We start from the raw sequence: 6,364 nt of genomic DNA, 5'->3' as shown, positions 1-6,364 counted from the left end.
TTGTAACTGAAATTCTTGGGTAACCCCAACAAAGGGGGTCGTTGATTTTGGCAAAGAAAATTCGTATTCGTCTGAAGGCTTTTGATCATAGAGTGTTAGATAGCTCTGCCTCTCAGATAGCGGAAACGGCGGAGAGAAGTGGGGCGAAAGTGTCTGGTCCTATCCCTCTGCCAACGGAAATTAATAAGTATACTGTTTTGAAGTCCCCGCACAAAGACAAGGATGCGAGGGAGCAGTTTGAAATGAGAACTCATAAGCGCTTAATTGACATTGTCAATCCTACTCAAAAAACTATGGATGCGCTTATGCAGCTGAACCTTCCTTCTGGGGTGGACATCCAGATCAAACTGTAGGAAGCTCTGAGCTGAAAGGAGTGGAAGTTGATGAGCATTGGAATTCTGGGGCGAAAGCTGGGTATGACCCAGATATACAACGAAACAGGGCAAGCCGTTCCTGTAACGGTTATCCAAGCAGGACCATGTCCTGTAGTTGCACTCCGAACCCCCGATAAGAACGGTTATTCCGCTATTCTTCTTGGCTTCGGAGAAATGAAGCCCCACAAGCTCACAAAGCCTGTGAAAGGGCAGTTCGATAAGGTTAACGTAGAGCCTCAACGGTACTTGAGAGAATTTCGTCTTGGTAGTGTTGATGGATACGAAATAGGGCAGGCTATTGATGTTTCCCTTTTCAAAGAAGGGGAAAAGATTAATGTAGTCGGCATGAGCAAGGGTAAGGGGTTCGCTGGTGTTATAAAACGTTTCAACTTCGGTGGAACTTTTGCTACCCACGGTGTATCTAAAACTCATCGCCACCCTGGTTCCAGTGGAGCGAGCAGCTATCCTGGGAAAATCTTTAAGGGTAAAACCATGCCTGGGCGTATGGGTGGAGAAAGAGTTACCGTCAAAAACCTTACCGTTGTGGCAGTAGATACTGAAAACAATCTTCTGCTGGTTAAAGGGGCTGTACCTGGTACTAGAAATGGTATCATTACAGTCTACAAGCAGGATTAGGTCGGGAACAGAAGGAGGGCAGAACGATTATGCCTACTGTGAAGCTTGTTAGTTTTCAGGGTGAAGAGATAAGTGACCTCCAGCTTTCCGACTCTGTGTTTGCTGCGCCGATTCACGTACCGGCTATGCATCAGGTTGTTGTGGCTCAATTGGCGAACCGACGCCAAGGGACTCACAGCGCCAAAGGAAGAGGAGAGGTTAGCGGGGGAGGACGGAAGCCTTGGCGGCAGAAACATACTGGTCGGGCACGTCAAGGAAGTACTCGATCCCCGATTTGGGTTGGAGGTGGAGTGGCCCATGGCCCGAAACCTCGCGACTACAGCCAGAAGGTCAATAGAAAAGTTCGCCGTCTCGCGTTGAGAAGCGCACTTTCACTAAAGGTTCGAGATAATTTGTTGACCGTACTTGAAAACTTTGATGTGGAGACTCCGTCAACAAAATCTATGCTCGGGTTCTTTGAGAAAATCAGTGCAAAGAAACCGTTGGTTATCGTACATGAACCTAACGACGCTGTAGCGAAATCCGCTCGTAATATTCCAGGAGCGAGAGTTATTAACGTGGGCAATATAAATGTCTACGATCTTTTGAATTATCAGAGTCTGGTTCTGACACAGGAAGCCGTTGCCCGGATTGAGGAGGTGTACTCCATATGAAACTCCTTGCTCACGATATTATAATCAGACCGGTTATTACCGAAAAGAGCAGCCGGTTAATGGAGCATAATAAATATACATTCGAAGTACACACCAGTGCCAATAAAATTCAGGTTCGGCATGCTGTGGAAGAAGTTTTCAAGGTCAAAGTCACGGATGTCCATATGATGAGAGTCCGTTCTAAGCCCAAAAGGATGGGTGTTTTTGTGGGAAAAACCCGTTCTTGGAAGAAAGCGATTGTTAGCCTTGCAGAAGGCGAACGTATCGAGTTCTTTGAGGGCGCGAGCATTTAGGCAGGGGGGAGACGAGAATAATGTCTGTTAAAGAGTTCAAACCCTATACTCCTGGCCGTCGTGCAATGTCTAGTCAGTCTTACGAAGATGTGACAAAAAGCGAGCCGGAACGCGCCCTGACCGCCGCTTTAAAGAAATCAGGCGGACGGAACAATTTAGGTCGCATTACTATGCGCCGTCGTGGCGGCGGAGTAAAACGTCTCTATCGAGTTATCGATTTTAGACGGGATAATATAGGTGTTCCTGGCAAAGTTGCAGCTATTGAATATGATCCAAACAGATCTGCACGTATCGCCTTGGTTCATTATCTCGATGGGGACAAACGTTATATTCTTGCCCCAGCAGAGCTGAACGTAGGAGACACTGTGGTAGCTGGACCAGAGTCTGATATCAAACCTGGTAACGCATTGAAATTGAAAGATATACCGGTGGGAACTATTGTTCATAACATAGAACTCGAGCCGGGCTGTGGCGGGAAGCTTGTTCGTTCTGCTGGGACTTCTGCTCAAGTCATGGCTAAAGAGGGTAAATACGCTTATTTGAGGATGCCTAGCGGAGAGCTTCGGCTGGTTCTCAACGAGTGTATGGCCACGGTCGGTCAACTTGGCAATGTAGAGCATGAGAATATTTCTTTGGGAAAAGCAGGTAAAACTCGGCATCTGGGCCGAAGACCGAAAGTGCGTGGAATGGTTATGAACCCAGTGGATCACCCACTTGGTGGAGGAGAAGGACGAAGCAAATCGCATAAACATCCTGTCTCTCCGTGGGGAACTCTGGCTAAAGGTTATCGTACCCGGAAGAACAAGCCTAGCGATAGGCTCATTGTTCGCCGCCGGTATGCGAAGTAGCGTGAGGAGGGACTGATATGGCTCGTTCCACTAAGAAAGGGCCCTATGTTGACCTTAAACTTCTTCGCAGGATAGAGGATATGAACGTATCGGGGAATAAAAAGGTTCTTAAAACCTGGTCTCGGCGTTCTACAATCGTTCCGGCGATGATTGGTCATACCATAGCGGTACATAATGGTCGAATTCATATTCCCATCTATATAAGTGAAAATATGGTGGGACATAAACTTGGAGAGTTTGCTCCGACCCGCAAATTAGCACATCATGCTGGCCAGGAACGCTCTTCGAGAGTGAAGTAGGAGAGTGATGGTAATGGAAGCTAAAGCCGTTGCCAGACAGGTGAGGCTCTCTCCCTACAAGGTGAGAAAGATTCTGCCTCTCATCAGAGGGAAAAAAGCAAATGAAGCGATGATGATACTCAAGTATTGCCCTAATAAGGCAGCAAGAGTCGTCAGCAAGGTTTTGCAGAGTGCGGTAGCTAATGCTGAGCATAACTACGGCATGGATACTGACAAGCTGCATGTTATTACAGCTACGGCAGATCAGGGACCCAGCATGAAACGTTTTCGCCCCGTTTCTATGGGAAGAGCCCATCCCTATCGGCACCGTACCAGCCACGTAACGATTATCGTTGCGGAACGTTAAGGAGGGGGAACTCGTGGGACAGAAAGTTCACCCAGTGGGATACAGATTAGGTGTAGTGACAGAATGGGAGTCTAAGTGGTACGCTGAAGGCAGAGATTATGCAAAGAAGCTCCATGAAGATCTCAAACTAAGGAAGTGGATTCTGGATAGATGGGCCCATGCCGGTATCGCCAGAGTCGACATAGAGCGCGTGGGTAATGTTATGCGGTTTTCAATTTGGACCTCCCGGCCTGGTGTAGTAATTGGGCGTGGTGGCGCGGAGATTCAGGCGGTTAAAGAAGACCTTCAGAAGATGACTGGATCAAAAATTATGATCAACGTTCAGGAGATTAAAAATCCTGACGTGGAGGCCCAGCTTGTAGCGGAGAACGTATCCTCTGCGCTGGAGCGCCGGGTCAGCTTCCGGAGAGCCATGAAACAGGCTATCTTCCGAGCGATGAAATCTGGTGCAAAGGGTATCAAAATCCAGTGTTCTGGTCGTCTTGGAGGAGCTGAAATCGCGCGGACTGAATGGTATAACGAGGGGCAGTTGCCTCTTTCCACTCTTCGGGCCGATATTGATTACGGCTTTTCTGAAGCGGAAACCATGTATGGAATTATTGGCGTAAAGGTCTGGATATTTAGGGACAAGGCAAACGAAAAACCTATGGCAACCAGACCATTTAGAAAGAGGGGGTAATCCGTCATGCTTATGCCGAAAAGAGTTAAATATCGGAAACCCTATCGGAGACCTCTTCGCGGTACAGCAAAGGGCGGCGTTACAGTTGCTTTTGGTGACTATGGCCTTCAGGCTCTTGATTGTGCCTGGATTACGGCTCGACAGATAGAAGCAACCCGTATCGCTATCTCCAGAAAAATGAAAAAGGGCGGTAAAATCTGGATCAGAATTTTCCCAGACCATCCCTTTACCAAAAAACCCCTTGAAACTCGTATGGGTAAGGGGAAGGGAAGCCCAGAGTTTTGGGTAGCTCCAGTTAAACGAGGGCGTATCCTTTTTGAAGTGGCCGGTGTCTCTCGAGAAGTTGTAGAAGATGCTTTCAGAACTGCTTCTCATAAGTTGCCTGTCAAGGTTAGAATTGTTGCCCGTGAAGGTCTGGGTGGTGAATAGAAATGGATGCGAAGAGTTTACGAGATTTGACTCTCGAAGAGCTTCAGGAGAAGCATCGTCAATATAAGGAAGAGCTGTTCAACCTTCGGTTTCAAAACGCCATTGGACAGCTTCAGAACACAAGCCGGATCAAAGCGGTAAAAAAGACCATCGCTAGAGTTTTAACGGTGGTACGAGAGAAACAGCAGGCTTCTGAAAGCGCTGCTGGAAGGAGGTAACGACAGATGGAGGCACGTACACCCCATCGTAAGAAACGGGTTGGCACGGTTGTCAGCGATAAAATGGACAAGACCATCGTCGTCCGTGTAATCCGGCACGATATTCATCCGTTGTACGGGAAGAGGATTATTAAAGCCACGAAGTATATGGCTAGTGATCCAGAAAACACCTGTCGGGTTGGGGATCTTGTGAGCATAGTGGAAACCCGGCCTTTAAGCCGTAGAAAATGCTGGGCTCTTGAGAGAGTTATTCAGAGAGCCCCAGTGCTTGACACTCCCGTTGACGAAGTGGCCGAGGAGGAATAGGTCATGATTCAGCTTAGAACAGTCCTTAATGTAGCTGATAACTCTGGGGCAAAAAGCCTGATGTGCATACAGGTTCTAGGCGGAAGTGGACGGCGGTATGGAACCATCGGAGATGTGATAGTCGCTTCAGTTCGAGAGGCTATCCCCAATAGCAATGTAGCTAAAGGTTCTGTGGTTAAAGCTGTCATTGTCCGTACGAAAAAGGAAGTGCGCCGTCCTGACGGATCTTATGTCCGTTTTGACGATAACGCAGCCGTAATTATCGACAACAATGGAGACCCTAAAGGGACACGCATATTTGGTCCTGTAGGAAGAGAACTCCGGGCCAAGAAGTATATGAGAATACTCTCTCTGGCTCCTGAAGTTGTCTAAGGGGGCAATGCGAGAATGAGCAAAATGAGAATTAGAAAGGGAGACCTTGTCAAGGTTATTTCAGGAAAAGACAAGGGGAAAGAAGGGAAAATTCTTCGTAATTTTCCCAAAGAGGGGAAGGTCATTGTCGAGGGCGTTAATATGGTCACTCGCCATGTAAAGCCGACCCCTAAAAGCCCTCAGTCCGGACTTGTGAAGAAGGAAGCCCCTCTTCATGCCGCAAAGATCATGCTTGTTTGCCCCTCCTGTGGCAAGGCAACGAGAGTTAGCCGAGCCTTTTTGGAGGATGGTAGAAAAGTTCGGGTCTGCAAAAAATGCGGCGAAATAGTAGACAGGGTGTAGGGAGGCAAAACCATGAATCCTCGTTTTCTTGACAAATACAAGAATGAAGTGGTGCCTCGACTGAAAGAACAGTTCGGTTACACCAATGTTATGGAGGTTCCACGGATTGTTAAAATCGTGGTTAATGTAGGTGTCGGTGAAGCGAAAACCGATATGAAATATATGGACGCCGCTCTTGCTGAGGTTCGGGCCATTACTGGTCAACAACCTCTTATGAAGCGGGCAAAAAAGTCCATTGCCGGATTTAAACTTCGTCAAGGCATGCCGGTAGGATGTAAGGTGACTCTTCGAGGAGCCAGGATGTGGGAGTTCCTTGATCGTCTTATATCTTTGGCGTTGCCTTCCATTAAAGACTTCCAGGGAATTTCCCGTAGGGGTTTTGATGGGCGTGGAAATTATAACCTCGGGCTTAGAGAGCAGCTTATCTTCCCAGAGGTAGACTATGATGACGTAATCCGAACTCGCGGGATGAATGTTTCTATTGTAACAACTGCGAAAGCGGACGAAGAGGCCTTTGCCTTGCTGAAAGAGCTCGGCATGCCTTTCAGTAGCCGATAAGTACAAGGGGG

14 protein-coding genes are annotated in these 6,364 nt (G+C 47.8%); all 14 read left to right on the top strand.

Going from position 1 to position 6,364, the window contains the following annotated elements; genetic code table 11:
- Positions 1 to 44 precede the first annotated feature (44 nt).
- Genes rpsJ through rplE form a run of 14 tightly spaced genes read left to right on the top strand, consistent with a single transcriptional unit; the run spans position 45 to position 6,353 of the window.
- Positions 45 to 353 carry a 30S ribosomal protein S10 gene (rpsJ, locus tag B3L97_RS06500; protein ID WP_024822570.1) on the top strand — a complete coding sequence of 103 codons (309 nt, stop codon included), beginning with the start codon at positions 45 to 47 and terminating at the stop codon, positions 351 to 353.
- Positions 354 to 383: 30 nt separating this feature from the next.
- Positions 384 to 1,010, top strand: coding sequence for a 50S ribosomal protein L3 (gene rplC / locus B3L97_RS06495; RefSeq protein WP_286934616.1), 627 nt, complete (start codon positions 384 to 386; stop codon positions 1,008 to 1,010).
- A 29-nt stretch (positions 1,011 to 1,039) separates the two neighbouring features.
- Positions 1,040 to 1,663, top strand: coding sequence for a 50S ribosomal protein L4 (gene rplD / locus B3L97_RS06490; protein ID WP_024822568.1), 624 nt, complete (start codon positions 1,040 to 1,042; stop codon positions 1,661 to 1,663).
- Positions 1,660 to 1,956, top strand: a complete 297-nt coding sequence (gene rplW / locus B3L97_RS06485) for a 50S ribosomal protein L23 (RefSeq protein ID WP_024822567.1) — start codon at positions 1,660 to 1,662, stop codon at positions 1,954 to 1,956. Before rplD ends, rplW begins: the two co-directional genes overlap by 4 nt.
- A gap of 20 nt (positions 1,957 to 1,976) precedes the next feature.
- Positions 1,977 to 2,804 carry a 50S ribosomal protein L2 gene (gene rplB / locus B3L97_RS06480; protein WP_024822566.1) on the top strand — a complete coding sequence of 276 codons (828 nt, stop codon included), beginning with the start codon at positions 1,977 to 1,979 and terminating at the stop codon, positions 2,802 to 2,804.
- 17 nt (positions 2,805 to 2,821) lie between these two features.
- Positions 2,822 to 3,103, top strand: coding sequence for a 30S ribosomal protein S19 (gene rpsS / locus B3L97_RS06475; protein ID WP_024822565.1), 282 nt, complete (start codon positions 2,822 to 2,824; stop codon positions 3,101 to 3,103).
- Positions 3,104 to 3,116: 13 nt separating this feature from the next.
- Positions 3,117 to 3,449 carry a 50S ribosomal protein L22 gene (rplV, locus tag B3L97_RS06470; RefSeq protein ID WP_024822564.1) on the top strand — a complete coding sequence of 111 codons (333 nt, stop codon included), beginning with the start codon at positions 3,117 to 3,119 and terminating at the stop codon, positions 3,447 to 3,449.
- A 13-nt stretch (positions 3,450 to 3,462) separates the two neighbouring features.
- Positions 3,463 to 4,128: a 30S ribosomal protein S3 gene (gene rpsC / locus B3L97_RS06465; RefSeq protein WP_024822563.1), complete on the top strand. Its 666-nt coding sequence runs from the start codon at positions 3,463 to 3,465 to the stop codon at positions 4,126 to 4,128.
- A 6-nt stretch (positions 4,129 to 4,134) separates the two neighbouring features.
- The gene (rplP, locus tag B3L97_RS06460; RefSeq protein WP_024822562.1) at positions 4,135 to 4,557 is read left to right on the top strand and encodes a 50S ribosomal protein L16; all 423 of its coding nucleotides are present in this window, start codon (positions 4,135 to 4,137) and stop codon (positions 4,555 to 4,557) included.
- Positions 4,558 to 4,559: 2 nt separating this feature from the next.
- The gene (rpmC, locus tag B3L97_RS06455) at positions 4,560 to 4,775 is read left to right on the top strand and encodes a 50S ribosomal protein L29 (protein ID WP_024822561.1); all 216 of its coding nucleotides are present in this window, start codon (positions 4,560 to 4,562) and stop codon (positions 4,773 to 4,775) included.
- A 6-nt stretch (positions 4,776 to 4,781) separates the two neighbouring features.
- Positions 4,782 to 5,081 carry a 30S ribosomal protein S17 gene (gene rpsQ, locus B3L97_RS06450; RefSeq protein ID WP_024822560.1) on the top strand — a complete coding sequence of 100 codons (300 nt, stop codon included), beginning with the start codon at positions 4,782 to 4,784 and terminating at the stop codon, positions 5,079 to 5,081.
- Between the two features lie 3 nt (positions 5,082 to 5,084).
- The gene (gene rplN, locus B3L97_RS06445) at positions 5,085 to 5,453 is read left to right on the top strand and encodes a 50S ribosomal protein L14 (RefSeq protein ID WP_024822559.1); all 369 of its coding nucleotides are present in this window, start codon (positions 5,085 to 5,087) and stop codon (positions 5,451 to 5,453) included.
- A 15-nt stretch (positions 5,454 to 5,468) separates the two neighbouring features.
- Positions 5,469 to 5,795: a 50S ribosomal protein L24 gene (rplX, locus tag B3L97_RS06440; RefSeq protein ID WP_024822558.1), complete on the top strand. Its 327-nt coding sequence runs from the start codon at positions 5,469 to 5,471 to the stop codon at positions 5,793 to 5,795.
- 12 nt (positions 5,796 to 5,807) lie between these two features.
- Positions 5,808 to 6,353 carry a 50S ribosomal protein L5 gene (rplE, locus tag B3L97_RS06435; RefSeq protein ID WP_024822557.1) on the top strand — a complete coding sequence of 182 codons (546 nt, stop codon included), beginning with the start codon at positions 5,808 to 5,810 and terminating at the stop codon, positions 6,351 to 6,353.
- Positions 6,354 to 6,364 lie beyond the last annotated feature (11 nt).

It is taken from the genome of Aminobacterium sp. UBA4834, assembly GCF_002400205.1.
Taxonomy (GTDB): Bacteria; Synergistota; Synergistia; order Synergistales; family Aminobacteriaceae; genus Aminobacterium; species Aminobacterium mobile.
Note: the sequence above shows the minus strand (reverse complement) of the source record. Positions and strands in the feature narration are given on the sequence as shown.